Here is a 24,118-nt window from a genome sequence, read left to right on the forward strand (position 1 = left end):
GTTCGGCACCCGCCCCCGCCGGGCCACTGAGCCGGTGCGGCCCTCAGCCGTTCCAGCTCTCGTCGTACGGGTCGCGCGGGGCCTTGACCGGCTTGGCCTTCTCGACCTCGAGGAAGGGGATGACGCCGTCGTTGACGGGGTCCTTGATGCGCTTGCCGGTATAGGTGCCGGTGACCTCCAGCCAGGTGTCCGGCTGCAGGACGGGCGGCAGGTTCCCGGACAGGCCGACCTTGACCGGCTGGGCGTCCGCCGCACAGCAGTTGAGGGCCATACGGACGAGATAGGCGGTGCCGTTCTTGTCCAGGGCGACGAAGCCGGCCACCTTGACGTGGCGGTGACCGAGGGAGCGCCCGTGGTCGTACGCCGCGCGTCCGGCGTAGTCGGCCAGGTTGAGCCGGAGCGGGTCGCCCGCGGGGAGCTTCGGGTAGCCCCAGGGCGTTTGCTGCAGTGCGGTGCCCGCGCGCATCGCGCTGTAGGAGCCCAGGGCGGGCGGGGCGACCAGGATGAGGGCGACCAGTGGCAGGACGAGCAGCCAGGAGACGCGCGGTTCACGGTGGGCGTGGCCGTGCTCGTGGCCCTCGTCGTGCTCCGCTTCGCCGCCGTCGGCTGTGTGCGGGGGCCGCCGGTCGTACCAGAGGGTCGCCGCGGCCGCGACGATCAGGACGGCACCGGCCAGGAGGAGCAGTGGCTGCAACCCGGCCTTGACGTACCGGAGATAGAGGTCTGTGAAGCCGGCGCGCAGCACGGCCACGCCGACGAGGAACAGGACGACTGCCTGGGCCTGGCGGTTCACAGCAGCACCGCCCCCACCAGGACCGACATCAGGACGGCCAGCGCGAACGTGGCCGGGGCGAAGCGCAGCGCGAAACCGCGGCCGAACGTGCCCGCCTGCATCGCGAACAGCTTCAGGTCGATCATCGGCCCCACGACGAGGAAGGCCAGCCGGGCGGTGAGCGAGAACTGCGACAGGGACGCCGCCACGAACGCGTCCGCCTCCGAGCAGATCGACAGCAGGACGGCGAGGATCGCGAGCGCGAGGACCGACACCACCGGGTTGTCGGCCGCACTCCGCAGCCAGTGCTCCGGGACCACGGCCTTGAGCGTGGCCGCGGCCATCGCGCCCACGACGAGGAAACCGCCCGCGTGCATCACGTCGTGCCGTACGGACCCCCAGAACGCGGCCCCCTTGCCGAGGCCGTCCGTCGACGGACGGGACGGAGGCTTCAACCAGTCGGTGCGGCCCAGCCGGTGCCACAGCCAGCCCATCGCGCACGCCACCAGCAGACTGGCCACGAACCGGGCGAGGACCATCTCCGGGTTGCCGGGGAACGCGACGGCGGTGGCGGTCAGCACGATCGGGTTGATCGCGGGGGCGGACAGCAGGAAGGCCAGCGCCGCCGCCGGGGTGACGCCCCGCCGTACCAGCGCTCCGGCCACCGGCACGGAGGCGCACTCGCAGCCGGGGAGCACCGCGCCGGCCATCCCCGCGACCGGCACCGCCAGCGTGGGTCGTTTCGGCAGGGCGCGGGCGAAGAACGACGGCGGTACGAACACCGCGAGCGCCGCCGACAGCAGCACACCGAGCACGAGGAAGGGCAGGGCCTGCACCACCACCGCCACGAACACGGTCATCCAGCTCTGCATCACCGGCGCGGCCAGGGCCCCGCGGATCTGCCCCTGCAGGGCGACCACCAGGAGCAGCAGCATGGTCAGGACGAGGGGTGAGTTGAGCTGCCTGCCCTGCGGCTCGTCCGCGTCGGGGCGGTCGGGGCGGGGTGGCGCTGCCTTCGTGACGGTCACGGAATCGGGTACCTCCGGCGGGAAGGGCGTGGTGGGCCGGTTGCCCTCCCCTTCCAGTACGCCGGTCACGCTACAGCTGCTCAACTCGTTGCCCGAGTCGGGGCCGTTCGAGATCGTGGGGGAGCCGCCCGCAACCCCAGCGCGGGCGGCTCCCCACAGCCCTCGGCCCGAGGCCGTCGTCCTACGGCCGTCGGTCCGAGGGGGTCGTCGCGGGTTCTCAGCCCGGTCCCGTCACTCCATGGCCTCGACGATGCCGTCCCACAGCCGGATCCGCGCCTCCAGGGCGAGCGTCGCCGTCTGAGCCGCCTCCTGCCAGCGGGTGTCGGTCTCGCCGCAGAGGTCGGCGACCATCTGCATGGCCATCGGGGTGTGTTCCTCGCCGTCGACCTCGATGTGGCGGGCGAGGTAGTCGCGGAAGAGCGGGAAGCGGTCGGTGCCCTCCTCCTTGATCACCTGGTCGAACATGTCCGGGATGAGGTCCTCCCGGGAGAAGGCGAACGCGGCGGCGCGGCAGTGCAGCGGCCGGTCGGCGATGATCTCGAAGGTCGTGCGGACGAACTCGGCTGCCGGGCCCGGGACCTGGGCGACGCGCAGGGCGGCGGACACGTCGTGGCCCTCCTTGATCAGATCGAGGAAGGTGTCGATCCGTGACGTGTTCGCCCCCGCCTCGTCCATGCCCGCGCGATACAGCTCGAAGTGACTGGTGAAGCCGCCGTTCAGCTCGTCGCTCTCCTCCACCAGCACGATGTCGTTGATCAGCCGCCGGCTCACCTCTGATCCGCGCGGCACCCAGGGGACGTCCACGCAGGTCAGTTCCCGCTGGAGTGATTTCAGGAGCGACATGAAGTCCCATACCGCGAACACGTGGTGTTCCAGGAACGTGGCCATGTCCGCGCGACTTCTCATCCGCTGGTAGATCGGGTGAGTGGTCACTTCCTTTCGGGTGGGCTCGATCGCCGCACGGGCCCGATCAATTCCCTCGTGGTTCATGTTCCAGTCGTATCGGGACATGGCTCTCCTTTGTTTCCCTGACGAGCCGGATGGCGATCCTGCTCCTTTCTTTACCGACCCGGCAACCGCTTTCGAGGATTCTGGGAAAGTTACCCGCAGTATGGTTCGCCAGATGGCATCAAGCAGGATGAAATGGTGACATGCCGTTACGTTTCGGACAGTCGAAAATTCTTCGTTGAATCTTTGAACGTGACGTGGCCGTTATCCGTACTCGACGGGGTGAGCAGGAATCCCGTTACCGTCACCGTGGCGTATCGCGTGGCGCCGGGCCGTGAGGCCGACTTCCACTCCTGGGGGTGGGCCGTGCTGCGTGCGGGCGCGCGGCAGCCGGGTTTCCTCGGCGGTGGCGTACTGGTCGACGGAGAGGCGGACTGGCATGTGGTCTACCGCTTCGACAGCGATGGTTCCGCCCGGGCCTGGGAGAACTCGGTCACCTGGGCGGAGTGGGCCGCCCGGCTCGAGTCGGTCGGACGGGAGACCGGCCGGCGGAGCATGACCGGCTCCAAGGAGTGGTTCGACTCCCAGACCGTGACCCCGGCCGCACCCCGCCCGCCACCGAAATGGAAACTCTGGTTCGTCAACATGAGTGCGGTCTTCCCGCCCGTACTCTTATTCAATCTGACCGTACTCCCATATCTGAACAGTCTTAATCCTCTTTTCCGTACACTGCTGCTGTGTCTGTCCGTGACAGCCATCGTCACGTGGATTCTCATGCCGAGACTGCAGCGTTTCTTCAAGAAATGGCTGTACCCGCCGCTCCAGGCACTCCGCGGACGGCACAAACGACGGGCCGCTTAGGCCCGCGAACGATCAAAGGGGGGTGGGCAGGTGAAGACCTTGCTCATCGACAATTACGACTCGTACACGTACAACCTGTTCCAGCTGATCGCCGAGGTCAACGGTGAGGAACCGGTGGTAGTCCTGAACGACACCCCGCCCGACGGCATTCCGGACCTTCGGGAATTCCACAACGTCGTGGTGTCGCCGGGACCCGGACACCCCGCGGAGCCGCGGGACTTCGGCATCGCCGCACGGGTCATCGCCCAGGCCGACATCCCCGTCCTCGGCGTCTGCCTGGGCCACCAGGGCATCGCCGTGGGGGAGCGGGGGAACGTGGAGCCCGCGCCCGAGCCCCGCCACGGGTACCTCTCCGCCGTCCGGCACGACGGCCGGGACCTGTTCCAGGGACTGCCCCAGAACTTCACAGCGGTCCGCTACCACTCGCTGGCGGTGAGCGAGCCGCTGCCCGAGACCCTGGAGGCCACCGCCTGGTCCGAGGACGGGGTTGTCATGGGCCTGAGGCACCGCACCCGGCCCCTGTGGGGCGTCCAGTTCCACCCCGAGTCCGTGCTCACCGACTACGGACACCGGATGCTCGTCAACTTCCGCAACATGACGGCGGAACGGGCCTCCAGCCCGCGCACGAAGAACACCGCGGTCCCCCCCTCCGCGGCGGCGATCCCCCGTCAGCGACGGGCCCCCAGCCCGACCTACCGGCTGCACACCCGGCGTATCGCCACGGCGATCGACACCGAGGCCGCGTTCACCCGCATGTGCGCCGACGCGCCCCGCGCGTTCTGGCTCGACAGCTCCCAGGTGGAGGAAGGACGGGCCCGCTTCTCGTTCTTCGGCGACGGCACCGGCCCCCTCGGGGAGTTCGTGCGCTACGACGTCGAGGCCGGGGTCTGCGAGGTCGAGCGGCCCGGACAGCCCCCGCGCAAGGTCCGCGCGAGCATCTTCGACTACCTGAAGCGGCAGTTGACGACCCGTCGCGTCGACGGCACCGGGCTGCCCTTCGACTTCACCGGCGGCTACGTCGGCTACTTCGGCTACGAGACGAAGGCCGACTGCGGCTCGCCGAACCGCCACCGGGCCGAAACCCCGGACTCCTGCTGGCTGTTCGCCGACCGGCTCATCGCCGTGGACCACGAGGAGGGCTGCACCTACGCCGTCTGCCTCGCCGAGGACACCCCGCAGGCAGCCCGCGAGGCCGCCGACTGGCTCGACACCGCCACCGCCCAGCTCACCTTCGTGGCCCCCGCCGTCCCGGCCCCGGCCACGCCCACCGAGCCGAACCCCGCAGCGGCCGAACCCTGGCTGGTCCGCGACCGGGCGACCTACCTCGCGGACATCGAGGCCTGCCAACGCGAGCTGAGGGCGGGCACCAGCTACGAGATCTGCCTGACCAACGCCGCCCGCTTACACGTGCCGTACGCGCCGTACGACTACTACCGGGTGCTGCGCCGCCTCAACCCGGCACCGTACGCGGCCTTCCTGAGGTTCGGGGACCTCGACGTGGCCGGCTCCTCACCCGAGCGCTTCCTGCGGATCACCCGGGACGGCATCGCCGAGGCCAAGCCCATCAAGGGGACCGCACCGCGCGGCGCGACGCCCGACGAGGACGCGCGGCTGAGAGACGCGCTGGCCGCGGACGACAAGACGCGCGCCGAGAACCTCATGATCGTCGACCTGCTCCGCAACGACCTGGGCCGCGTCTGCGCCACCGGCAGCGTCCGTGTCTCCCGCCTGATGGCCACCGAGTCGTACGCCACCGTGCACCAGCTGGTCTCCACCGTGGAGGGACGCCTGCGCGACGGCACGGGCGCGGTGGACTCCGTCCGCGCCTGCTTCCCCGGCGGTTCGATGACCGGCGCGCCCAAGCTGCGCACCATGGAGATCATCGACGAACTGGAGACCGAGGCCCGCGGTGTGTACTCCGGAGCCCTCGGCTACTTCGGGTGCAGCGGCGGTGCCGACCTCAACATCGTCATCCGCACCGCGGTGTTCACCGAGGGCCGTATGCACCTCGGGGCCGGCGGCGCGATCGTCCTGGACTCCGACCCGGTCGCCGAGTACGACGAGATGCTGCTGAAGACCGCGGCCCAGATCCGGGCCCATCAGCAACAGGCCGAATGCTCCGCCCTCCGGGCCGCCGCCGAGGAGCCGGCCCGATGACGATGCCGCAGCCCACCCTCGTCCCCGCCGACATGTCCGCGCCCGGCAACCTCGCCGCCCATCTCAGGGCGCTCTCCGAGCGCCGCGAGTGGACCCACCGGATCGCGTTCCACCAGGGCCACCGCGCCTTCACCCACGGCGAGGTGCACGACCTCGCGGCCCGCGCGGCCACCGTGCTCGACGACCACGGAGTACGTCCCGGCGACCGGGTGCTGCTCGCCCTGCCCGACTCCGTCGCCTGGGTGGCGGCCTTCCTCGCCACCGCCCGGCTCGGTGCCGTCGCCGTCCTGGTCAACCCGGAACTCACCCCGCCCGAGCACCAGTTCATGGCCGAGGACACCGAGGCCGCCCTCTGCGTGACCGGGCCGGGACTCGACGACCGCTTCCCGCGCCGCTCCCGCCTCGGCGCCGACCAGCTGATCGCGCTCAGCTCGACCGCACTTCCGGCCGCCGACGCCCACCCCGTGGACGCGCACACCCCTCTCTACATCCAGTACACCTCCGGAACCACGGGCCGCCCCAAGGGAGTCGTCCACTGTCACGGTGACCCGAAGACGTACCACGACCTCATCGGCAGGCGGCTGCTGAGGGTCACCCAGGACGACGTCACGCTGTCGGTGTCGAAGCTGTACTTCGCCTACGGTTTCGGCAACGCCCTCGTCTTCCCGCTCTTCTCCGGCTCCTCCGCCGTCCTGGTGGACCGCCGCCCCACGCCGGCCGCCGTGGACGAGCTCGTCGCCCGGCACCGCGTGACCCTGCTGTACTCCGTGCCGTCCGCGTACGCCGCGCTCGTCGCGGACCGGGGCAACGGGCACGAGGCGTGCTTCGCCTCGGTGCGCGCCGCCGTGTCGGCCGGTGAGGGCATGCCCGCGGGCCTCGGCAAGCAGGTCACCGAACTGCTCGGCGCGCCCGTACTGGAACAGATCGGCTCGACCGAGGCCGGACACGCCTTCTGCGCCAACAGCTTCGAGCACAACCACCCCGGCACCGTCGGCCGTCCCGTCCCCGGCTTCGAGGTCGAGCTGCGCGACCGCTCGGGCAGCCAGGTGCAGGACGGCGAGGCCGGCGAACTCTGGGTCCGCGGCCCGACGTTGACCCCGGGCTATCTCAACCGCCCCGAGGAGACCGAGCGCGCCCTGGTCGGCGGCTGGCTGAACACCCGGGACCGGGCCCGCCGCGAGACCGACGGCACCTTCCGGCACCTGGGCCGGGCCGACGACATGGAGATGGTCGGCGGCATCACCGTCTCCCCGCTGGAGGTGGAGGCCCTCCTGCGCACCCATCCGGCGGTCCGGGAGGTGGCGGTCGCCGCCGTCGCCGACGAGCGCGGTGCCAGCCGGCTGCGGGCCTTCGTCATCCCCGCCACCCCGATCCCGGCGGGCCTGGAAGCCGAACTCATCTGCCTGGCCCGCGACAAGCTCGCCGCCTTCAAGGTCCCCCGCAGCGTCAGCTTCGTCCCGTCCCTGCCCCGCACCTCCACCGGAAAGCTCCGCCGTCACCTCGTCCGCCAGGGCGCGTGGTGACCATGACCCCACCCAGAACCGCCGGTGGCCCCCGACTCGTGCCCGCGCACTCCGCAGAAAGGACTGGGCACATGCGACAGCCGCAGCCCCTGCTCCCCACCGATCGTGGCTTCTACCTCGGCGCGATGCTCCGGGAGGCGGCCGACCGCCACGGCGGGGTCTTCGTCACCCTCGACCGGCCGCTCGACGTCAACCCCGACCTCGGCGTCGACCTCACCTACACGGTGCTGGCCGAGGTGGTCGACGAACTCTCCGGCCGTCTCTGGGAAGCCGGGGTGCGGCCCTCGGAGGAGGTGGTGGTCCACAAGACGGACAACGTCGACATCGTCCTGCTGACCTGCGCCGTCTCCCGTATCGGAGCCGTCCCCGTCCTCCTCTCGCCGGGTCTCGCGGGCCCCGTGGTCGGCCAGCTCCTCGAACGCCTCCACCGCCCCTGGCTGATCACCGACAGGGCCAAGCTGGAGGGCCCGCTCAAGGACGTCGAGCTCTCCGACGTCGTACGGCGGACGCTGTCCGTGGACGACGCGCCCGGAGCCGAGCCGCTGGAGAAGTACGCGGGCGCCGCGACCCCCGCGCCGGTACGGCTCCACCCCCGCGATGCCTCCCTCATCACGCACAGCTCGGGCACGACCGGCGTCCCCAAGCTCGCCGTGCACTGCCCGAACACCATGTGGAACCGGCTCGTCCCGCAGAAGGCCATGGGCTGGCCCACCCGCGGCGAGACCGCCGCCCTGCACATGTCGTTCGTGCACTCGCGCTTCTACCACCTGCTCGGCGTCCTGCTGCACTTCGGCAGCCCGCTGGTCCTGATCGTCGACCCGGCCCCGTCGTCCGTGGGCCCGATCCTCGCCCGGCACCGCCCCGGCATCGTCGAGACCCACCCCAACACCTTCGTCCTGTGGGAGGAGTTGGTCGACGCGCCCGGAGCCCCGCTGTCCCGCGTCCGCTCCTACGGCTCCACGTTCGACGCGATCCACCCGCGCACCGTGCAGCGGCTCCTGGACGCCTCGCAGCGGCGCTCGCCGTGGCTCATCCAGCTGTACGGGCAGAGCGAGACCGGCCCGGTCGCCTTCCAGTGGTTCACCCGCCGCAGCGCGGCCCGCGCCGACGGCCGCCGGGTCGGCATCGGCATCCCCGGCTTCACCCGGGTGCGGGTCGCCGACGAGTCCGGCAGGCGGGTCAGGCCCGGAGCACAGGGCCGCATCGAGGCCCGCACCCGGGGCCGCATCCTCACCTACCTCGGAGCCCGCGACCGCTACCTCCGCCAACTCAACGACGGCTGGTGGGAGATGGGCGACATGGGCTACCAGAGCCGCTGGGGCGCCCTGTACCTGATCGACCGCGAGATCGACCAGATCGACTCCGTGCACAGCAACCTGGAGGTCGAGGACACCCTGATGTCCCGCCTCGAGGAACTGCGCGAGGTCGTCATCGTGCCGGGTGCGGACCGCGAACCCGTACCCGTGGTGTGCGTACGCGGTGAGCGGCCCCTCGACATGGACCGCTGGCAGGAGGCCACCGCCGACCTGCCCGCGATGGCCGAGCCACGCCAGTGGAAGTTCGAGGACCTGCCGATGACGGCCACCTGGAAGGTCAAGCGGGTCGAGATCACCCGCATGCTCGCCGAGAGCACGGCTGCATGAGCCGGGCCCTCGTCGTCGGCGCGGGCCCCGTCGGGCTGTCGGCGGCCCTCGCCCTGCGGGCCCGGGACCTCCCCGTGACGCTCCTTGAGGCCGACCCCGAAGGCCGCGAACGGCCGGGCAGCCGCGCCCTGTTCGTGCACCGCGAGACCCTCGAACTCCTCGACGGGATGCGCCCGGGACTCGCCGCCGAGATCACCGGGTACGGGCAGACCTGGCACACCAAACGCACCCTCTACCGGGGGCGCGAGGTGTACGCCCGCACCTTCCCGCCTCCCACGGGCATCCCGCCCTTCACCAGCCTGCGCCAGGTGGACACCGAGCGGTTCCTGCTCGCCGCCTGCGAGGACGCCGGCGTGGAGTTCGTGTGGGGCGCCAAGGTCGCGGGTGTGCGCGTCACCCCGGACGAGGTCGCCCTGACCGACGAGGACGGCCGCGTGTGGACCGGCACCCACGCCGTCGCCGCCGACGGCGCCCGCTCGACCGTACGGCGCGAACTCGGCATCGCCATGGAGGGCACCCACGGCGACGGCTTCCACGTCGTCGTGGACGTCGCCGACATCCCGGGCGCCGAACTGCCGCTGGAGCGGGTCTTCCACTACGAGCACCCGGAACTGGACGGCCGCAGCGTGATGCGCGTGCCGTTCACCGGCGGCTTCCAGGTGGACCTGCAGTGCCGCGACGACGACCGGCAGGAGGAGTACGGCACCGAGGACGCCGTACGGCGCTGGCTCCCCTCGGTCGTGGGCGACGGGTACGACGAGCGCGTCCTGTGGGTGTCGACGTACCGCTTCCTGCGCAAGGTCGCGGCATCCTTCACCGACCCGGCCCGCCGGGTGCTGCTCGTCGGCGAGGCGGCCCACCTCTTCCCGCCCTTCGGGGCGCGCGGCATGAACAGCGGCATCGCGGACGCGGCCGCAGCGGCGCGGGCCGTCGCCGACGGCACCCCCGAGGCGGTCGCCTCCTTCGCCGAACTCCGGCGCCAGGCGGGCCTCTTCAACAGCGAAGCCGCCGGCACGGCCCTGGAACACCTGCGGCCCCACCGGCGCGTCGTGCGCGCCAAGCAGCGCGCGGCGGCGGCCCTCGCCCCCGTCGTACCGCGGTGCGGCGCCTGGCTGGAGCACGCACCCTACGGACCCCGGCACGGCTCCCCGGCCGCCGCCGGCCGCAAGTACTGAAGGGACCCCCATTGACGCAACCTGCCATCGCGGAGGGACTGTTGGCATGGTCACCCAACCGCGGTCTTACTCCCGCGCCGCCGCAGGGCGGACGGCTGCTCGTCGCGGACTCCTGGCTGCTGCGTGACGGGCGGGTGCGCGGCTTCGACCGGCACCGTGAACGCTTCCTGCGGGCCTGCGGCGAGTGCGGCGCGCCTCCCTTGCGGCGGCTCATCGAGTTCTGGCACGACATCGCCGCCGCGCTGCCGCGCACGGGGGAGTGGTTCCCCCGCGTGGAGCTCGCCGCGGGCTCCCTGGAGCTGCGGCTGCTGCTGCGGCACGCGCCCCCGCTCCGCACGGACGTACGGGTGTGGGCGGCGGGCCAGCCCGACCCGCGCACCGTGCCCCGCCGCAAGGGACCCGACCTGGACGCGTTGGCCCGCGTCCGCGGCCGGGCCTCCGGGACGGACGCGGACGAGGCGGTCCTGATCGCGCCCTCCGGGGTGGTGCTGGAGGCGGCGAACGCCAGCCTGCTGTGGTGGGAGGACGACACCCTGTGCCTGCCGCCGCCGCGACTGCCCGTCCTGGCCGGGGTGACCATGGCGCTCGTCCAGGAACGGGCCGCGCGCACCGGCATCCGGGTCGCCCACCACGAGCGCACCCTCGCGGAGCTGGACGGGCGTGAGGTGTGGCTCGTCAACGCCCTCCACGGGATCCGCCCCGTGAGCGCATGGACCGGCCGCCCGATGACCGCGGGCCCCGCCGTGCGTGCCCCGGAATGGCGACAGTGGCTGGACGACATCATGGAGCCCCTGCCGGACCACTGAATTCACGGGACAAACGCGGAAACAACGAAGCGCCGGGCCGAAAGAGACACGGCCCGGCGCGATAAGTTGTGCCCGAATATCCAGGAATTCCCCACCGGGTATTCCTGGATATTATTTTCCGGAGGGTCAGCCCTGCTTCTGGACGGGCTGATAGGCGCCCGGAACCATCCGTGTGGCGATCGCGATCCGGTTGTAGGCGTTGATGACGGTGGCTGCCCAGATCAGCGCGGCGATCTGCTGGTCGTCGAACACCTCCGCGGCCTCCGCGTACACCGCGTCGGGCACGTGACCGTCGTGCACCAGCGTCACCGCCTCGGTCAACGCCAGGGCGGCGCGCTCCCGCGCGCTGAAGAACGGGGTCTCCCGCCAGGCGTTCAGGGCGTAGATCCGCTGCTCGGTCTCGCCCTGGACGCGGGCGTCCTTGGTGTGCATGTCGAGGCAGAACGCGCAGCCGTTGATCTGCGACGCCCGAATCCTGATGAGTTCCAGGAGCTCCGGCTCGACCTTCGCGTCCTGGGCCGCGGAAACGGCGGCGGCATGCAGGGAGCCCATCGCCCCGGACACGTCGGGGGTGATTTTCTTCAGGGCCACGCGGGATATCGAATCACTGTTGGTCATGAGGAGAACTCTATCCCCGAGATACGGTTCCCGAACCGAAAACCAAGTGAATTACCGCAGTGTGATCATCGCGACGTGTCACCGTTTCGTATCGGCGTGAGTCTTCCCACAACCCCCTCCCCGGACCGAGTGTCTAGGAAGCAGAATCGGCCGCCGGCACATACAGAGAAAGGTCCGTCATGGGGGACATACGCAGACGGGGCGCCGTCGCACTCGGGATCACCGGACTGGTGGCACCGCTGACACTCGCACTGGGCACCGCTCCCGCGCAGGCGGCGAGCTGCACCACGTCGACCGGCCCGTACCAGAAGCAGGTCGAGAAGTTCCTCGGCCGGCCCGTCGACGGCCGGCAGTCCGCCACCGACTGCCAGGCGATCAAGGCCTTCCAGACCAAGCACGGCATCACGCCGAACATCGGCTACGCCGGCCCCGTCACCTGGGGCGTCATGGACCTCATGCTCAAGCAGAAGGCCGTCGGCAGCAACCCCAACAGGAACGGCACCTGCCCCGTCAACAAGGGCCGCATCGCCTGCGTCAACCTCACGCTCCAGCTCAGCTGGATCCAGGACGGCGACCGGCTCGTGTACGGACCGGTACCGGTCCGTACCGGACGGGACGGCTACGAGACCCGCACCGGGCTGAAGAAGATCTACTGGCGGGACATCGACCACGTCTCGTCGATCTACGACGTGCCCATGCCCTACAGCCAGTTCTTCGACGGCGGCCAGGCCTTCCACTCGGTCGGCGTCAGTGTGTGGAACCCGCCGGGCTCGCACGGCTGCGTCAACATGACCAAGACCGACGCGAAGAAGTACTGGTCGCTCCTGAAGACGAACGACGACGTGTACGTGTACGGCCGCAAGCCGGGCACCTGACGCAGCTCAGGCACCCGGCTCACGCACGGACCGGCCCGTCACACCTCGGGCGCGTCCCCGAAGTCGGGAATGTCCAGCCTCGCCCCACCCTGCCGCGCGGACTCGTGCGCGACGATGCCCGGCAGGGTGTAGCGGGCGGCAACCCACGCGTTCACGGACGGAAGTGTCCGCGTGTTGACCGCGGTCACGAAGTCGTCCACGAGGAAGTGGTGGCTGCCCTCGTGCCCGTTGTGGAGGTTGTCGAACTCCCGGGGCAGACGCGACCGGTCGTGCACGGGAGCCGACCCGGAGGTGAAGGCGGCCCGCAGGTCCGGCGCGATGTGCTGCAGCGACGGATCGTCGGGGGACAGGGTGGGCTTGGGCTCCAGCAGCTCGCTGATGTCGTTCACCCCCTTCTTGTCCTGCCACAGGGCCACCGTGGCGAGCTGCTCCATGCTGGCGTCCGTCCCGAAGAACCGGAAACGCGACTCCCGGATGTGCGAGGGATAGCCGACGCGCCGGAACTCGTTCGTACGGAACGAACCGCCGCCCGCCACCTCGAACAGCGCGGTGGCGTTGGAGACGTCGTTGCCGAACTGGCTGACGTCCTTGTCGAAGACGCCGTCGCCCCGCCCGTCGACGACCCCGATCGCGGACACGCTCACCGCGTGCGTCTGCCAGGCTCCGAGCACCCCGCCCACCGAGTGCGTCGGGTACAGCAGCGGCGGATAGCTGGCCGTCGCCTTCCAGTTCTCGCCACCGCTGTACTGGTACGCCTCGTAGAACCCGAGGTCCATGTCGTGCACATAGTCGCCCTCGGCGTAGAAGATCCGCCCGAAGGCGCCCTGGGCGATCTGGTTGCGGGCGTGCACGGTCGCCGGGTTGTACTGGCTGGTCTCACCCATCATGTACGTCAGCCCGGTCGCCTTGACCGTGTCGATGATCGCCGCGATCTCCTCCGTGGTGATCGCCATGGGGACGGCGGAGTACACGTGCTTGCCGGCGTTCAGGCCCTGCACCACCAGCGGACCGTGCGTCCAGCGCTGGGTGAAGATGGCGACCGCGTCGACGTCCGCCGACTCCAGCATCGCCTCGTACGAGGGGAAGGTACCGGTCAGGCCTTCGGCGGCGGCGAGTTGCTCGGCCCGCTCCGGCAGGAGGTCGGTGACGTACACGTCACTGACCCCGGGGTGGGCCAGGAACAGCTTCGCGAACTGGCCGGAGAACTGGCCGGCGCCGACGATGCCGAGGGAGAACGTCATGTAAGGCGTGCCCTTCACTGGTCGAGTGACTGGTCGACTGCTGATCGAGTCACTGGTCGAGGATCAGGTTGATCTGGTCGTTGGTCTCGCTGAGGCTGCTCACCGGCTTGCCGTTGCCGTAGACGGCCTCCATCTCGGGTTGCATGAGCGCCTGTACGTCCGCCGCGTAGTTGGTGATCGGGTAGGAGAAGGTCCGGAAGTTCTGCTTGTCGTCCACGGGTTCGGTGAAGGCGGAGACGTCGAGGCCCTTCTTCTTGTAGGCGGCGATGGCGGCCTCGGTGCCTGCCGGGGTGGCGGGGAACACGACGCCGTATTTGCCGACGGCCTTCTGGCACTTGTCGGAGGCCAGGTAGGCCACCCACTTCCGGGCGCCCGCCTTGTTCTTGGACGCCTTGGAGATGGAGTCGGCGAGGCCGTTCATCATCGTGGCGCGCTTGCCGGTCGGGCCCACGGGCTGGAGGGCGGTCTTGATGTCCTTGCCCTTGAAGCCGTTGTAGGTGGAGATCATCCAGGCACCGTCGAAGACGGCGGCCGCCTTGCCCGCGGCGATCTGCGTGTTGCCTTGGTTGGACTGGATGTTGTAGTCGGAGAAGGGCGCCATGTAGCCCTTCTTGGCCAGGCCGAAGTACCACTTGATGACGGACTGGAAGGTCTTGCTGTCGTACTGGTACTTCGTGCCCCAGCGCGCCTTGTCCGTGTAGTTCCACCCGGCCGAGCCGGTGAAGGGGCTCCACTGCGTCTGGCCGTCGGCCATGCCGCTGCCCTGGGTGGCAAGGCCGTACACCTTGACGTTGTTCTTGTCGAAGCCCGGTTCGTCGCCCCGCTTGCCGTTCTTGTCGATGGTGAGGTGGGCGATGGCCTTCTCGAAGGTGCCGCCGTCCTTCGGGTTCCAGGAAAGGTCGTTGAGCTGGTCGGCGGTGAGACCGGCGGCCTTCGCCATCTTGTCGTTGTAGAAGAGCGCGACGGTGTCCCAGTCCTTGGGGGTGCCGTAGCGGTGGCCGTCCTGGCCGATCCAGTTGGCGGCGAGGCCCGGCTGGTAGTCGGAGGCCTTGACGTCCAGGTCGTCGAGCGGCTCCAGCACCTGCAGGTCGGCGAACTGGCCGAACTTCTGGATGTGGTCGGTGAACACGTCCGGCTGGGTGCCCGCGATGAAGCCCGCGGTGAGCTTGGTCCAGTAGTCGCTCCAGCCCAGCTGGGTGATCTTCACCTTCAGCCCCGGGTTCTCCTTCTCGAAACCCTGCGCGCAGGCCTGGTAGGCGGGCACTTGGTTGGCGTCCCACAGCCAGTACGTCACCGTGTTCGCGGACGCTCCTGTGGAGTCGCCCTTCGCGCAGCCGGTCACCAGGGACAGTGTCAGCGCTCCGGCCAGCGCGGTCAGCGTACGAAGTCGCATCAGTGTTCCCTCACTTGATCCCGGTGAAGCCGATGGAGCTGACGATGCGGCGGGCGAAGCAGGCGAAGAGCACCAGCATCGGCAGCGCGGCTATGAGCGTCGCCGCCGTGAGCCCCGACCAGTCCACGCCGGTCGCCGGGGTCTGGGCCCGGAAGATCGCCAGCGCCACGGTCAGCACGCGCGAGCTGTCGCTGTACGAGACCATCAGCGGCCAGAAGTAGTCGTTCCACGAGGTGATGTACGTCAGCACGGACAGCGTGATGATCGGCGTGGACGCCATCGGCAGGATCACCCGGAAGAAGATCTTGACCTTCCCGGCGCCGTCGAGCAGCGCCGCCTCCTCGACCTCCGTGGGGATGTTCATGAAGAACTGCCGCAGGAAGAACACCGCGAACGGCGTCATGAAGAGGGTGGGCAGAGCGATGCCCAACAGAGTGTCCACCAGGTGGAGTTGCTTGATGAGCACGAAGTTCGGCAGCAGCGTGAAGATGGTCGGCACCATCAGCCCGGCCAGGAACAGGCCGAACACCTTGTCCCGGCCTCGCCAGCGCAGGCGCGCGAAGGCATAGGCGGCCATCGCGGAGAAGAAGATCTGGCAGCCGGTGATCAGGGTCGAGACGACCACCGAGTTGAGCAGGTAGCGCCAGAAGTCGAGCCCGCCGCCCGTGCCGCCCTGTGCGATGGCCTCCTTCGCCGACTGCAGTCCGAGGGCGCGTTGGAAACCGCTGCCGCTGAGGTCGACGGGGAGGGGGTTGGTGGGGTCGGCGTTCAGGCCCGCGTTGGTGGAGAGCGCGGTACGCAGGATCCAGTAGAACGGCAGCAGGGTGATGAGGACGATGAGCGTCATCACGGTCCAGGCGGCGGCTCGCCCGAGGGAGAACCTGCGCCTGGCGGGTCGTACGGTCGGCGTCGGAGTTGTCGCGGTGGTCACGGCAGCCATGTCGGTGTCTCCTTTCCGTCAGCCGAGGTCGCTCTGGCCGGCCCGGGTGAGCCGGTACTGCAGGACGGTGATCGCGCTGAGCACGACCAGCAGGGCGACGGACATCGCCGAGGCGTAGCCGAACTGGAAGCGGCCGAAGGCGGATCCGTAGATGTAGTACTGGAGGACGTTGGTCGCGTTCGCGGGACCGCCCGCCGTGGTCACCGCGACGGTGTCGAACACCTGGAACGACCCGATCACGGTCATGATCAGCACGACCGCGAGTACCGGACGCAGCAGCGGCATGGTGATCCGCCAGAACATCCGCCACTCGCTCGCGCCGTCCACCTTGGCGGCCTCGTACATGTCGTTCGGGATGGCCTGGAGACCGGCGAACAGCAGCAGGGCCGTGTAGCCGACGTGCCGCCACACGTTGATCAGCGCGATCGTCGGGATCGCCCACGTCTCGTCGCCCAGGAACGGGATGCGGTCGAAACCGATTGCCGAGATGATCTCGTTGCCGATGCCGAGCTGGGTGTCCAGGATCCACAGCCAGACGATGCCGGCGACGACGTTCGACATCAGGTACGGCGTGAGCACGATGCCCCGCAGCACGGCCGACTGGGTCAGCCGCTGGAGCAGGACCGCGATGGCGAGGGCCGCGACCGTCTGGATGCCGATGTTGATGACGACGTACTCGACGGTGACCTTCAACGAGTCCCAGAAGATGGGGTCGTTGACCATGCGGACGTAGTTGTCGAGGCCCACCCACTCCGCCGGGGTCAGCAGGTTGTAGCGCGTGAAACTCAGGTAGATGCCGCGGAGCGTCGGCCAGAGCAGGAACACCAGGAAGCCCAGCATCGCCGGAGCGATGAAGACGGCCGCTAGGGCGCCGTCACCGCCGGGGCGGCGGGTTTTCGCCTTCCTGGCGGGTGCCACGGCCCCGGCACCGCTGAGCGGTAGGCGTGATGGTGGGCTGCTGGAGGCGACGGTCATCGGAGGGCTCCCTCATCGGCGGCTCGTCCTCGGGTGCACTTACTTTTGGCGCGAAAGTATTGTCGCGTCAAGCCTTGTGCCCAGATCTTTTCTCGGGCGGAGATCCCGTCATAGAGTGAGGGTGTTACTTCCACCGTGAAACAAACGACCATGTGGGAGTCTGACCTCTATGACCACAGGTACCGCCAGCTGGCTGCCGCTCAGCGCCGGGGAACGAGCGGTGGCGCTCGAGGTGCTCGTGCACGGCCCGCTGTCCCGCGCCGAGATCGCCAGGAGGCTCAGCCTCTCGGCCGGAAGCCTCACCCGGCTGACCAAGCCACTGCTCGAATCGGGCCTCCTCATCGAGGTTCCCGAGGGTGCCCCGCTCGCCGAGGTGCGGCAGGGTCGCCCCTCGCAGCCGCTCGACATCGTCGCCGAGTCCCGGTCCTTCGTGGGCTTCAAGATCACCGAGGACATGGTCTACGGCGTCGTCACCACGCTCAGGAGTGAGATCGTCGCCCGTTACGACCGCCCGCTCACCACGCACGACCCGGACCTCGTCGCCGACCAGCTGGGCGAGATGATCGCCGACCTGTCCCGCGCCCACCCCGGGCTCGCCGGTATCGGTATCGGCGTGGGCGGCCTCGTCCAGGACCGCTCCGTGGTCGGGGAGTCACCCTTTCTTTCGTGGCGCGACGTGCGTCTTGCCGAACTCGTCGAGGCGCGCACCGGAGTGCCGGTCGTCGTCGAGAACGACGTCGCCGCGCTAGTCGAGTCCGAGACCTGGTTCGGTGGCGGGCGCGGCCTGGAGCGCTTCGTCGTCCTCACCATCGGCGCGGGCATCGGCTACGGACTCGTCCTGGGCGGTCGGCGGGTGCCCTGCGCCGAGGAGGACCGCGGATTCGGCCGCCACTGGATCGTGAACCCCAGCGGCCCGCTCACCCCCGAGGGCGCCCGCGGCAGCGCGGTCTCCCTGCTGACGATCTCCAGCATCCGCTACCAGATCCGGGCCGCCACCGGTCGCGACCTGACCTACGAGGAGATCCTCGAAGCCGCCGCCGCGGGCGAGCCGATGTCGGCGCGCGTCATCGAAGAGGCGGCACGCGCCCTGGGCACACTGCTCGCCCAGATCTCCAACTTCGTCATGCCGCAGAAGATCGTGCTCGCCGGCGAGGGCGTCGGCCTGATCGACGTGGCCGGAGAAGCGGTGTGGGAAACGGTCCGCGCCCACCGCCACCCGCTCGCCGCCCCGGTCCCGCTGGAGACCAAGGTGTCGGACTTCCACGACTGGGCGCGCGGAGCCGCGGTACTGGCGATCCAGGTGCTGGTGCTCGGCACGGCCCAGCCCGGTGGTGCGAACGCAGAGTGATCAGCTTCACGTTCCGTAATGCCCGAAGCGTCGCCTTTACTCACCTGGACCTCACGCCCGACACCGTAGGCTCACAACATGTCCACCAGTCCTGAAATCGTCCTGGAAAGGCCGAAGAGAACAGCCGCCGAGGTCAACGAGGAGATCCGGGCACTCTGGTCCCGAACCGGCGGCACGCTGAACGTCGAGCAACGGCGCGAGTACCAGCGCCTGGTGACGGAGTGGGCGGCGGCAAGCTGAAGCGCCCCGCAGGGGCGCCCTTAAGGGGCGCGGGGAACTGCGCGACCAGCCCCACACAACCCACACACGGCAACGGACCCCGCCCGGCAGACGAGGCCCGTACTCAGCCGGCCGGCAGTCAGCCAACAGGCCGACAGCCAGTCACCCCCAACTCCGCGCGTACTGCCGCCGGTAGGCGTTCCGTTCCTGTTCCGTACGGAAGTACCTCGTCGCGACCAACGCCACAAGGCTCCCCGCGATCACCAGCAACCCCGGCCCCACGTTCCGCGGATCCGAAAGCCGCTCCAGCAGCGTGTTCACCGCCTCCGACGGATCCACCGGCTCCACCGCACCCGGCTGCGCCCCTTCCGGCGGCACCGCCCCCTGCGACGCGGAGTCCGACGGCGAGGTCTGACCCGCAGGGGGGTCGGACACCCCGGCCAGCTTCACGTTCAGCGCCGTGAGCGCCTTGGAGAGCGGCTGGAAGAACGTCGTACCGCCGGAGTCGCAGTCCCCGTTCCCACCGGACGTCACTCCCAGCGCGACACTCTCCGAGAAGAGCGGGCCGCCGCTGTCGCCCGGCTCGGCGCACACCGTGGTCTCGATCAGTCCCGAGACGGTGCCCTCCGGGTAGTTCACCGTCGCGTTGAGCGCGGTCACCTCCCCGTCGGCCAGCCCGGTGGTGCTGCCGCTGCGGAACACCTTCTGGCCGACCGTGGCATCGGCCACCGACGTGATGCGCACACCGCGCCCCTCACCGATGGCCACCACGTTGGAGGACTCGCTGTCGTCGTCCCGGTCGTACTGCACCAGGGAGAAGTCGGCGCCCGGGAAGTTCGACGTGATGGTCCGGCCGATCTGCTGGTTGCCCTGGGTGTCGCTGAACCACACGGAGCCCGCCGGTCCGCAGTGCCCGGCCGTGAGCATGAACTTGCCCTGGCCGTTGGTCACGTTGAAGCCCACCGAGCAGCGTCCGCCGGTCGCGAAGATCGGCTGGGCGCCGTTGAGCCGGGTGGTGAACCTGCCCTCGATGCGCTCCATCCGCACCGCGCCGCCGATCTCCTCGGCCATGCGGGTCATCCGGGACCAGTCGTCCTTGGAGACGGTGCTGTCGCCGCGCACCACGACCTCGTTGGACGAGCGGTCGATGGCCCAGGAGGTGCCCGCCACCCGGGGCGCCGACTTCAGCTTCTTCGTCGCGGAGTTGAGGTCGTCCATGCTGTGGCTCACCATCTTGGGGCGCGCGCCCGCGGCCTTCACCTCGGCCGCCGCCTCCTCGTCGGTGACCGCGACGACCGGCTCTCCGTCGGAACTGATCCACGAGCCCGCCGTACGGGAGTCACCGAGCTCGGTCACGAGCCCCGAGCCGGTGTCGGCCACGGTTCTGGCCGTGCTCGTCGGGGGAGCGGTCGTGGAGGATGTCTCGCTCGCCATGGCCGCCTGCGTGACCATGAGTCCTCCGCAGAGCAGTCCGCCGACGGCCGCCAGCCGCGTCACTCGCCGGACGACCCGTCGTCGTGCGTGCCTCATTCCATGGCTCCCGAACCCCGCGCTGAACGGCGTCAACCACCGCCAGGGCTCCCGTCGTTGAGCGCCCTACCCTCATACGTGCGGGCGGGCCCGGGCGTTCACCACGAGGCGTCGACGTATCCCATCGTCCGGTTCATCGCGATCGCGGACAGGTTCAGCGGGTGGTGCAGCGTACGGACCGTGCTCACCCCGCAGAGCCCGGGGAACCCGATGCCGTACGTCTTCATCGCCACCGATATGCCCCGCCCGCGGTAGGGGGCCCGTACCCCCGTCATCTCGTTGAAGACGAACCCCGAGGCCCGCTGGTCCGACGTGGCGGCCATTCCGATCCAGGCGCCGCCGTCGAGGGCCAGCACGACACCTCGCGGATCGAAGCCGGGGGCGTCGAAGCGCCGCCGGTGGTACTCGTCGTACGGGAAGAACTCGCCGCGCTGTGGGATGTCCGCCGAGCACTCCTTGTTGAGCTCGTACAGGGCGCGCCGGTGCTCGGGCGTGTCACCGAGCTCGGAGAGCGTGGTCAGCCGGATGCCGGAGGTGCGGCACGTGTCGACGTAGGGCTGGAACCGCGCCAGGTCGAAGGCGTCGACGTCCAGTTGGAGCTTCACCCACTCGATCGCCGTCGTCGACTCGGAGGGGCGGTGCGAGAGGTCCGGGGTCTGCGTCACGGGCGCGGCTCCTGGGGGTGCTGTGCGATGCCAATGTCACCGCGCAATGTAGAGCGGAGCGTTGCCGTCCGGTGGCACAACGTGGATCTTCACAGGTGAGGAGCCATGGTCCGGTCGCCGTCGGTGGCCGGACCGAGCACCGCCCAGCTGCGGTCGTCGCCCCACACGGAGGTGTGGTCGACGTACGGGCGCAGGAGCGTGGTGAGCCGGGCGTCGCCGCGGCCGCCCCGCTCGTCCGAGGCGATCTTGCGCGCGATGCCGGCGAGGAAGTCGGCGAGCTGCACCCGTGGATCCGAACGCGCGACGACGAGCCGCAGACCGGCGAGCCGGGCCGTCTCCTTCAGCCAGGCGATGCGCTCCTCGGTGAGCATGTTCTGCCGGTCGTGCACGAGTGAGACGGGGCGGCCGGTACCGCTCCAGTGGGCCGCCGTCCGCACGATGGCCGGCAGCAGCGGATTGAGTACGGGGTAGACGCCGGGCGTTTCCACGATCCGCGCCCGATAGGCGTCGGCACGAGAACGTGCTGCCAGGAGCGCGGCCAGAATGTCCCCCAGCCCGTTTCCGTCGTCGTCGCCGGAATACGTCCGGGACAACGCGCCGACCGTGCGGAAGAAGGTGTTGACCGGGGCGTCGGACTCGCCGTCGTTCCGTACCCGCAGAAGATTGTTGGAGGATTCCAGGAAATCCCGCCACTGTTCGGCATCGAACGCGTCGCGGCCCTCCCGGTAGAGCGTGACGGCTGTCGTTCCCGCATCGCCGACGAGCAGGTCGACCATGCGGTCCACCACGAAGAACGGCTTCTCCGTCAGGTGCACCTGAGCGTGCCCGTACAGCGGGCCGTCGGGCTTGAGAAACCACTCCAGAACCGTGCGGTGTTTCTCCCGCAGCAGGTGGTTCGCCTTGTACTCCTCGGCCGGGGAGCGAATCCGGTCCCGTATCTCCTGGAGGGAATGTGCGGCGAATTCGACAGGCAGATGCACGCTCGCGTGCGCGAACACATCCGTGTTCCCGCCGGTGAGGTTCTCGCCGTCCGATCCTGATTCGTCGCAGGCGATCTCGATGAGCCGCCCACCGGGAACGGCCCGTACCAGGCTCGCGCGCACATGAGCCACAGCTCTGCCCCCTGCCTGTCTGCCCGAGAACATCCTCCCCCACCACCGGAACGCCTGGCGAGGCGTTTTCGTCCCGGCCCGGACGGGCCACGGCGTTCCCGCTTGATCCACAAGACGCCGTCTACCAATCGGTAACTTCTACGTTGACTCCGCGCCACTGATGGGCATGACCATGACGAGCGCGGCGACGGTGGTACCCGTCGCCGCTTCCGACTGGAGAAGGGGACGGGCATGAGAACACGCGGTGTGGTGCGCCGGATCGGCGCGGTCTCGGTGGTCGTGGTACTCGGGGCCGGGGGAACCATCGGCACTGCCGGGTCCGCCGTCGCGGCCCCCTCCGAAGCCACGGCGAGCGTGACCGCGGCCCAGGCCGCCGCCGACGTCGACTACGCCACCTGGCAGCGCGACGTCAAGGCCGTCATCGACCAGGCGAAGCCCTACATCCAGCAGCGCACCCAGGGCACCGCGGGACGGAAGCTCGCCGTCGTCTTCGACATCGACAACACCACGCTGGAGACCGACTTCCACCCCTGGTACCAGCTGCCCACCCCGGCGCTGAAGCCCTCGCTCGACCTGGCCACCTACGCCCGCTCCCGTGGCGTCGACATCTTCTTCGTCACCGCCCGGCCGGGCATCATCGAGAGCCTGACCGACTGGAACCTCAAGACCGTCGGCTACCCCGTCTCCGGTCTCTACGTGCGCGACCTCCCCGACCTGTTCGACGAGGTCAGCGCCTACAAGACCAGCAAGCGCGCGGAGATCGAGGCCAAGGGCTACACGATCATCGCCAACATCGGCAACAACGACACCGACCTCGTCGGCGGCCACGCGGAACGCACCTTCAAGCTGCCCGACTACGACGGCCAGCTGTCCTGACCACAAGCGGAACCGTGCGGGCCGGAGACTCACCCGGCCCGCCTACACTCCAGTCATGGACGAGACCACGCTGGACACACTCGGTGCGGGCAAGTACGTGCTGATCACCAGCTACCGCCGAAACGGAACGCCCGTGGCGACCCCGGTGTGGGTGGTACGGGACGGAGAGGCGCTCGGCGTCTGGACGGTCAGCGACTCCTGGAAGGTCAAACGGATCCGCAACCGCGCCGACGTCCTCGTGGGCCCCTGCGATCTGCGCGGCAACCCGACCGGCGAGCAGGTCCCCGGTCGGGCCGAGATCGTCGACCCCGCCACGACCGAGCAGTACCGCCGGCTCATCGCCCGCAAGTACGGACTCGTCGGCCGCCTCAGCCTCCTGGGAAGCCGTGTACGCCGCGGCAAGGAAGGCACGGTCGGACTGCGCCTCTCGCTGACGCCCTGAACTTTCTGCCTTCAACTGGACGGTCACCGAAGGTGGTTGGGAGTATGCCACGGGTACTTCCATCCTCAACAACGGTTCGCCTCAAGGAGGTTGTCGGGTGTCGCAGGATCGGTCCGCCCCTGACACAGCGGCGTTAGCGAAGATCGACTCGACGGTGCCGCATTCGGCCCGGATCTGGAACTACTGGCTGGGCGGCAAGGACAACTACCCCGTCGATCACGAGGCGGGCGACGCCTTCCGCAAGATCTTCCCCGGCATCACCGACCTGGCCCGCGACTCGCGGGCGTTCCTCGGCCGCGCCGTGCGCCACCTGGCCGGCGAGGCCGGCGTCCGCCAGTTCCTCGACATCGGCACCGGACTTCCGACGGCGGACAACACGCACGAGATCGCCCAGCGGGTGGCCCCCGAGGCCCGCGTCGTCTACGTCGACAACGACCCTCTGGTGCTCAGCCACGCGCACGCCCTGCTGACCAGCACGCCCCAGGGCGTGACCGGCTACATCGACACCGACCTGCACGACCCCGACGCCGTGCTGCGGGAAGCGGCCAGGACGCTGGATCTCTCCCAGCCGGTCGCGCTCACCCTGATGCAGGTCAGCGGACATATCGCCGACTACGACCAGGCACGCGCCGTCATCGGCACGCTGATGGGGGCGCTGTCCAGGGGCAGCTACCTCGCGTTCAACGACAGCGTGGACACCAACGAGGCGAACGCCGAAGCGACCCGGCTCTACAACGAGACCGGCGCGGCCCCCTACCGCCTCCGCAGCCCGGAGCAGCTCGCCGGCTTCTTCGACGGCCTGGACCTGCTCGACCCCGGCGTCGTCCCCATCACGGACTGGCGCCCCGACCCCTCACTGGCCCCTTCCAAGGGTGAGGTGATCGCCCTCGGAGGCGTCGCCCGCAAGCCCTGAGGGGGAACGCGCTCGTCTCCGACCCGGCGGCCCGGGGACGGCACCCGAACGGGTGCCG

General features: G+C 69.6%; 23 protein-coding genes. 12 read left to right on the forward strand and 11 right to left on the reverse strand.

Annotated features, from left to right (window positions below; genetic code table 11):
* Nucleotides 1-43: 43 nt before the first annotated feature.
* From FNH08_RS16220 to FNH08_RS16230, 3 genes are all read right to left on the reverse strand, one after another.
* The gene (locus FNH08_RS16220; protein ID WP_322724614.1) at nt 44-793 is read right to left on the reverse strand and encodes a TIGR03943 family putative permease subunit; all 750 of its coding nucleotides are present in this window, start codon (nt 791-793) and stop codon (nt 44-46) included.
* Nucleotides 790-1,800, reverse strand: a complete 1,011-nt coding sequence (locus FNH08_RS16225; protein WP_322724621.1) for a permease — start codon at nt 1,798-1,800, stop codon at nt 790-792. Before FNH08_RS16225 ends, FNH08_RS16220 begins: the two co-directional genes overlap by 4 nt.
* A gap of 231 nt (nt 1,801-2,031) precedes the next feature.
* On the reverse strand, nt 2,032-2,811 hold the full coding sequence (locus FNH08_RS16230) for a DUF3050 domain-containing protein (protein ID WP_194238499.1): 780 nt from the start codon (nt 2,809-2,811) through the stop codon (nt 2,032-2,034).
* A 219-nt stretch (nt 2,812-3,030) separates the two neighbouring features.
* Between FNH08_RS16230 and FNH08_RS16235 the strand changes: the two genes are divergently transcribed.
* The 6 genes from FNH08_RS16235 (at nt 3,031) to FNH08_RS16260 (ending at nt 10,913) form a co-directional block, all read left to right on the forward strand.
* Nucleotides 3,031-3,609 carry an antibiotic biosynthesis monooxygenase gene (locus FNH08_RS16235; protein ID WP_322724622.1) on the forward strand — a complete coding sequence of 193 codons (579 nt, stop codon included), beginning with the start codon at nt 3,031-3,033 and terminating at the stop codon, nt 3,607-3,609.
* Between the two features lie 30 nt (nt 3,610-3,639).
* Nucleotides 3,640-5,766 (forward strand): aminodeoxychorismate synthase component I, encoded by a 2,127-nt coding sequence (gene pabB, locus FNH08_RS16240; RefSeq protein WP_322724615.1) that lies wholly within the window; start codon nt 3,640-3,642, stop codon nt 5,764-5,766.
* Nucleotides 5,763-7,289, forward strand: a complete 1,527-nt coding sequence (locus tag FNH08_RS16245) for a benzoate-CoA ligase family protein (RefSeq protein ID WP_152772189.1) — start codon at nt 5,763-5,765, stop codon at nt 7,287-7,289. The genes pabB and FNH08_RS16245 overlap by 4 nt, the downstream gene beginning before the upstream one ends.
* Nucleotides 7,290-7,360: 71 nt before the next feature.
* Nucleotides 7,361-8,932, forward strand: a complete 1,572-nt coding sequence (locus FNH08_RS16250) for a class I adenylate-forming enzyme family protein (protein ID WP_152772190.1) — start codon at nt 7,361-7,363, stop codon at nt 8,930-8,932.
* Nucleotides 8,929-10,107 carry an FAD-dependent monooxygenase gene (locus tag FNH08_RS16255; protein ID WP_152772191.1) on the forward strand — a complete coding sequence of 393 codons (1,179 nt, stop codon included), beginning with the start codon at nt 8,929-8,931 and terminating at the stop codon, nt 10,105-10,107. Before FNH08_RS16250 ends, FNH08_RS16255 begins: the two co-directional genes overlap by 4 nt.
* An 11-nt stretch (nt 10,108-10,118) precedes the next feature.
* Complete coding sequence (locus tag FNH08_RS16260) at nt 10,119-10,913, forward strand: aminotransferase class IV (RefSeq protein WP_152772192.1); 795 nt, start codon at nt 10,119-10,121, stop codon at nt 10,911-10,913.
* Between the two features lie 126 nt (nt 10,914-11,039).
* Here FNH08_RS16260 and FNH08_RS16265 read toward each other — a convergent pair whose 3' ends face one another.
* Nucleotides 11,040-11,531 carry a carboxymuconolactone decarboxylase family protein gene (locus FNH08_RS16265; RefSeq protein WP_152772193.1) on the reverse strand — a complete coding sequence of 164 codons (492 nt, stop codon included), beginning with the start codon at nt 11,529-11,531 and terminating at the stop codon, nt 11,040-11,042.
* Between the two features lie 179 nt (nt 11,532-11,710).
* Between FNH08_RS16265 and FNH08_RS16270 the strand changes: the two genes are divergently transcribed.
* Entirely contained in the window at nt 11,711-12,406 is a 696-nt protein-coding gene (locus FNH08_RS16270) for a L,D-transpeptidase family protein (protein ID WP_152772194.1), read from the forward strand.
* Nucleotides 12,407-12,444: 38 nt separating this feature from the next.
* Here the strand turns inward: FNH08_RS16270 and FNH08_RS16275 are convergent, their stop codons facing one another.
* From FNH08_RS16275 to FNH08_RS16290, 4 genes are read right to left on the reverse strand one after another with little or no spacing between them, the layout of a single operon-like run.
* Nucleotides 12,445-13,647 (reverse strand): Gfo/Idh/MocA family protein, encoded by a 1,203-nt coding sequence (locus FNH08_RS16275; protein ID WP_152772195.1) that lies wholly within the window; start codon nt 13,645-13,647, stop codon nt 12,445-12,447.
* A 49-nt stretch (nt 13,648-13,696) separates the two neighbouring features.
* The gene (locus FNH08_RS16280) at nt 13,697-15,040 is read right to left on the reverse strand and encodes an ABC transporter substrate-binding protein (protein WP_152772196.1); all 1,344 of its coding nucleotides are present in this window, start codon (nt 15,038-15,040) and stop codon (nt 13,697-13,699) included.
* A gap of 10 nt (nt 15,041-15,050) precedes the next feature.
* The gene (locus FNH08_RS16285) at nt 15,051-15,980 is read right to left on the reverse strand and encodes a carbohydrate ABC transporter permease (RefSeq protein ID WP_152772197.1); all 930 of its coding nucleotides are present in this window, start codon (nt 15,978-15,980) and stop codon (nt 15,051-15,053) included.
* 18 nt (nt 15,981-15,998) lie between these two features.
* Nucleotides 15,999-16,955: a carbohydrate ABC transporter permease gene (locus FNH08_RS16290; RefSeq protein ID WP_152772198.1), complete on the reverse strand. Its 957-nt coding sequence runs from the start codon at nt 16,953-16,955 to the stop codon at nt 15,999-16,001.
* A 169-nt stretch (nt 16,956-17,124) separates the two neighbouring features.
* Here FNH08_RS16290 and FNH08_RS16295 point away from each other — a divergent pair, with 169 nt between their 5' ends.
* Together FNH08_RS16295 and FNH08_RS50760 are read left to right on the forward strand one after the other, a co-directional pair.
* Nucleotides 17,125-18,303 carry an ROK family transcriptional regulator gene (locus tag FNH08_RS16295; protein WP_152772199.1) on the forward strand — a complete coding sequence of 393 codons (1,179 nt, stop codon included), beginning with the start codon at nt 17,125-17,127 and terminating at the stop codon, nt 18,301-18,303.
* Between the two features lie 78 nt (nt 18,304-18,381).
* Complete coding sequence (locus tag FNH08_RS50760; protein ID WP_194238500.1) at nt 18,382-18,543, forward strand: hypothetical protein; 162 nt, start codon at nt 18,382-18,384, stop codon at nt 18,541-18,543.
* 141 nt (nt 18,544-18,684) lie between these two features.
* On the opposite strand, the gene FNH08_RS16300 is transcribed toward FNH08_RS50760, so the two are convergent.
* The 3 genes from FNH08_RS16300 to FNH08_RS16310 all read right to left on the reverse strand — a co-directional run bounded on the left by FNH08_RS16300 (nt 18,685) and on the right by FNH08_RS16310 (nt 21,829).
* Nucleotides 18,685-20,052 carry a S1 family peptidase gene (locus FNH08_RS16300; RefSeq protein ID WP_152772200.1) on the reverse strand — a complete coding sequence of 456 codons (1,368 nt, stop codon included), beginning with the start codon at nt 20,050-20,052 and terminating at the stop codon, nt 18,685-18,687.
* 98 nt (nt 20,053-20,150) lie between these two features.
* The gene (locus FNH08_RS50765) at nt 20,151-20,717 is read right to left on the reverse strand and encodes a GNAT family N-acetyltransferase (protein ID WP_322724617.1); all 567 of its coding nucleotides are present in this window, start codon (nt 20,715-20,717) and stop codon (nt 20,151-20,153) included.
* Nucleotides 20,718-20,806: 89 nt separating this feature from the next.
* Complete coding sequence (locus FNH08_RS16310; RefSeq protein ID WP_322724618.1) at nt 20,807-21,829, reverse strand: hypothetical protein; 1,023 nt, start codon at nt 21,827-21,829, stop codon at nt 20,807-20,809.
* A 231-nt stretch (nt 21,830-22,060) separates the two neighbouring features.
* Between FNH08_RS16310 and FNH08_RS16315 the strand changes: the two genes are divergently transcribed.
* From FNH08_RS16315 to FNH08_RS16325, 3 genes are all read left to right on the forward strand, one after another.
* On the forward strand, nt 22,061-22,705 hold the full coding sequence (locus tag FNH08_RS16315; protein ID WP_152772201.1) for an HAD family acid phosphatase: 645 nt from the start codon (nt 22,061-22,063) through the stop codon (nt 22,703-22,705).
* A 55-nt stretch (nt 22,706-22,760) separates the two neighbouring features.
* A complete protein-coding gene (locus tag FNH08_RS16320; RefSeq protein ID WP_152772202.1) occupies nt 22,761-23,147 on the forward strand; it encodes a PPOX class F420-dependent oxidoreductase in 387 nt (128 codons plus the stop codon).
* 97 nt (nt 23,148-23,244) lie between these two features.
* The gene (locus FNH08_RS16325) at nt 23,245-24,060 is read left to right on the forward strand and encodes an SAM-dependent methyltransferase (protein WP_322724620.1); all 816 of its coding nucleotides are present in this window, start codon (nt 23,245-23,247) and stop codon (nt 24,058-24,060) included.
* The last annotated feature ends 58 nt before the right edge of the window (nt 24,061-24,118 follow it).

The sequence above is a fragment of the Streptomyces spongiae genome (genome assembly GCF_009377185.1).
GTDB lineage: Bacteria > Actinomycetota > Actinomycetes > Streptomycetales > Streptomycetaceae > Streptomyces > Streptomyces spongiae.

What these genes read in the sequence shown, in the direction of transcription:
- FNH08_RS50760 (WP_194238500.1), top strand. Translation starts at nt 18,382, where the DNA reads ATGTCCACCAGTCCTGAAATCGTCCTGGAAAGGCCGAAGAGAACAGCC.
- FNH08_RS16230 (WP_194238499.1), bottom strand. Translation starts at nt 2,811, where the DNA reads ATGTCCCGATACGACTGGAACATGAACCACGAGGGAATTGATCGGGCC.
- FNH08_RS16270 (WP_152772194.1), top strand. Translation starts at nt 11,711, where the DNA reads ATGGGGGACATACGCAGACGGGGCGCCGTCGCACTCGGGATCACCGGA.
- FNH08_RS16320 (WP_152772202.1), top strand. Translation starts at nt 22,761, where the DNA reads ATGGACGAGACCACGCTGGACACACTCGGTGCGGGCAAGTACGTGCTG.
- FNH08_RS16265 (WP_152772193.1), bottom strand. Translation starts at nt 11,531, where the DNA reads ATGACCAACAGTGATTCGATATCCCGCGTGGCCCTGAAGAAAATCACC.
- FNH08_RS16245 (WP_152772189.1), top strand. Translation starts at nt 5,763, where the DNA reads ATGACGATGCCGCAGCCCACCCTCGTCCCCGCCGACATGTCCGCGCCC.
- FNH08_RS16300 (WP_152772200.1), bottom strand. Translation starts at nt 20,052, where the DNA reads ATGAGGCACGCACGACGACGGGTCGTCCGGCGAGTGACGCGGCTGGCG.
- FNH08_RS16290 (WP_152772198.1), bottom strand. Translation starts at nt 16,955, where the DNA reads ATGACCGTCGCCTCCAGCAGCCCACCATCACGCCTACCGCTCAGCGGT.
- FNH08_RS16280 (WP_152772196.1), bottom strand. Translation starts at nt 15,040, where the DNA reads ATGCGACTTCGTACGCTGACCGCGCTGGCCGGAGCGCTGACACTGTCC.
- FNH08_RS16250 (WP_152772190.1), top strand. Translation starts at nt 7,361, where the DNA reads ATGCGACAGCCGCAGCCCCTGCTCCCCACCGATCGTGGCTTCTACCTC.
- FNH08_RS16295 (WP_152772199.1), top strand. Translation starts at nt 17,125, where the DNA reads ATGACCACAGGTACCGCCAGCTGGCTGCCGCTCAGCGCCGGGGAACGA.
- FNH08_RS16275 (WP_152772195.1), bottom strand. Translation starts at nt 13,647, where the DNA reads ATGACGTTCTCCCTCGGCATCGTCGGCGCCGGCCAGTTCTCCGGCCAG.
- FNH08_RS16285 (WP_152772197.1), bottom strand. Translation starts at nt 15,980, where the DNA reads ATGGCTGCCGTGACCACCGCGACAACTCCGACGCCGACCGTACGACCC.
- FNH08_RS16315 (WP_152772201.1), top strand. Translation starts at nt 22,061, where the DNA reads ATGAGAACACGCGGTGTGGTGCGCCGGATCGGCGCGGTCTCGGTGGTC.
- FNH08_RS16255 (WP_152772191.1), top strand. Translation starts at nt 8,929, where the DNA reads ATGAGCCGGGCCCTCGTCGTCGGCGCGGGCCCCGTCGGGCTGTCGGCG.